We start from the raw sequence: 1829 nt of genomic DNA, 5'->3' as shown, positions 1-1829 counted from the left end.
GCTGCTTTATGATTTGAAACGGTATTCTGAGGCGATCGCATTCTACAACCAAGTACTGGAAGTGGATGCCAAAGCTGCTTCAATTTGGATTGACCGAGGCACAGCTTTTTATCAACTCGGTCGATATGAAAAAGCAATCACCGATTTTGACAAGGCGATTCAACTTGATGCTCAAAACTCTTTGGCTTGGAAACAGCGAGGATTTGCCCTCTATCGCATCGGTCCCTACGAACATGCGATCGCTTCCTTTAAAAAAGCAGCAAAATACGAGCCTGACGATGTGGAAGTCGCTGGATTACTGACAGTTTTACAAACTTCAGGAGAATCTCAAGGGGAGTTACAAACCTCACAGCAAAGACTTGTTGCAGTTCGCACTGAGATCAGCACGGCTGAAGACAAACTCCTTCTCCTTCGCAGTGAAACCCAGACAGCAACAGCACAGCTTGAATCGTCTCAAGCCCAAGTGCGTCAATCTCAGCAGCAGTTAGTGGCTCTGACAGGCAAAACTCAAACCGCACAATCACAACTAGAATCGTCTCAAGCCCAAGTGCGTCAATCTCAGCAGCAGTTAGTGGCTCTGACAGGCAAAATTCAAACCGCACAATCACAACTAGAATCGTCTCAAGCCCAAGTGCGTCAATCTCAGCAGCAGTTAGTGGCTCTCAGAGGCGAAATTCAAACTATCCAAGAACGGTTTAAATCTTTCAAGGCAGAACGCCAAAGTTTAGAACAGAAACTAGTGGCTGTAGGAAGGGAAATCAAAACTGCCCAAGAACGGCTAGAAGCCTCTCGCCGTGAACAACGAGGCTTAGACCAGAAACTAGTGGCTGTGCGAGGGCAAATTAAAACTTCCCAAGGACGGCTAGAAGCCTCTCGCCGTGAACAACGAGGCTTAGACCAGAAACGAGTAGCTGTGGGAAGGGAAATCAAAACTGCCCAAGAACGGCTAGAAGCCTCTCGCCGTGAACAACGAGGCTTAGACCAGAAACGAGTAGCTGTGGGAAGGGAAATCAAAACCCTACAAAAACAGCGAGATACTTTCCGCAGTGAAGTACATACATCACAAGAGCGTTTAGTTGCTCTTCGAGGAAAAATACGCAGTTTGGAAGAGAACATAAATGTATCTCAGGGAAAACTACGTCAGTTAAACGATAAAAAGCAAGTTGCAGCAGAGAATCTACGTGTTGCTGAAATTCAGTACCGTGGTTTACAAGAAAAGCTGAGTAGATTGGAGGTAGCAATAAGCCGAATCAGGGGTACACAACAGGCATCATACGAAGTCAAACGTTGCCCTCTTGCTAATCAAAGATAAACACGGTTGCGATTAGAACAAGTGGGATTTTTTATCCTATCACGTTCCCTTTCTAATTCGAAATATAAACAACTATGCGTAAGCTATAAGCTTATAGCTTATAGCTGAATTCTCACCAATATCAATTGGCTCAATATCGCTCTAATAAAAGCTCGACTTCCTCCTCCAACTCAAAATCTTTCATTGCTTCCCACTCGGCTTTCCTTACTGCTAGATAGGCTTGAGCCAATTCTACTCCTAAGGCATCCAACAGTATTTGATCACCACTTAAGTTACCAATCGCTTCCCCTAAAGTTGTTGGCAATAACTCAATACCCCTCTGACTACGTTCTAATTCTGTCAAATGTCCTGGATCTACCGCCACGGCTTCTCCCAATTCCAAACTGTTAAGAATTCCATCCAAGCCAGCCGCAATTACTGCTCCCAAGGCTAGATAAGGATTAGAAGAAGCATCAACAGTTTTCAGTTCAAAATTTGTTGGACTCTCACCGTCTGGGTTACTCGGTACCCTGACCGC

General features: G+C 45.0%; 1 protein-coding gene and 1 pseudogene. One reads left to right on the top strand and one right to left on the bottom strand.

The genetic code is table 11. The features are described from left to right. Positions 1-1312 (top strand): tetratricopeptide repeat protein (locus F6K38_RS40950; protein ID WP_287360560.1); only part of this gene is annotated, 1312 nt, incomplete at its 5' end. Positions 1313-1442: 130 nt separating this feature from the next. Here the strand turns inward: F6K38_RS40950 and F6K38_RS40945 are convergent. Further along, positions 1443-1829, bottom strand: a pseudogene (locus tag F6K38_RS40945) (glutamine synthetase); the annotation flags it as partial.

Origin of the sequence: Moorena sp. SIO3B2 (assembly GCF_010692525.1) — a bacterium.
Taxonomy (GTDB): Bacteria; Cyanobacteriota; Cyanobacteriia; order Cyanobacteriales; family Coleofasciculaceae; genus Moorena; species Moorena producens.
The sequence above is the reverse complement of the archived record's forward strand: the minus strand, read 5'-3'. Positions and strand labels throughout refer to the sequence as shown.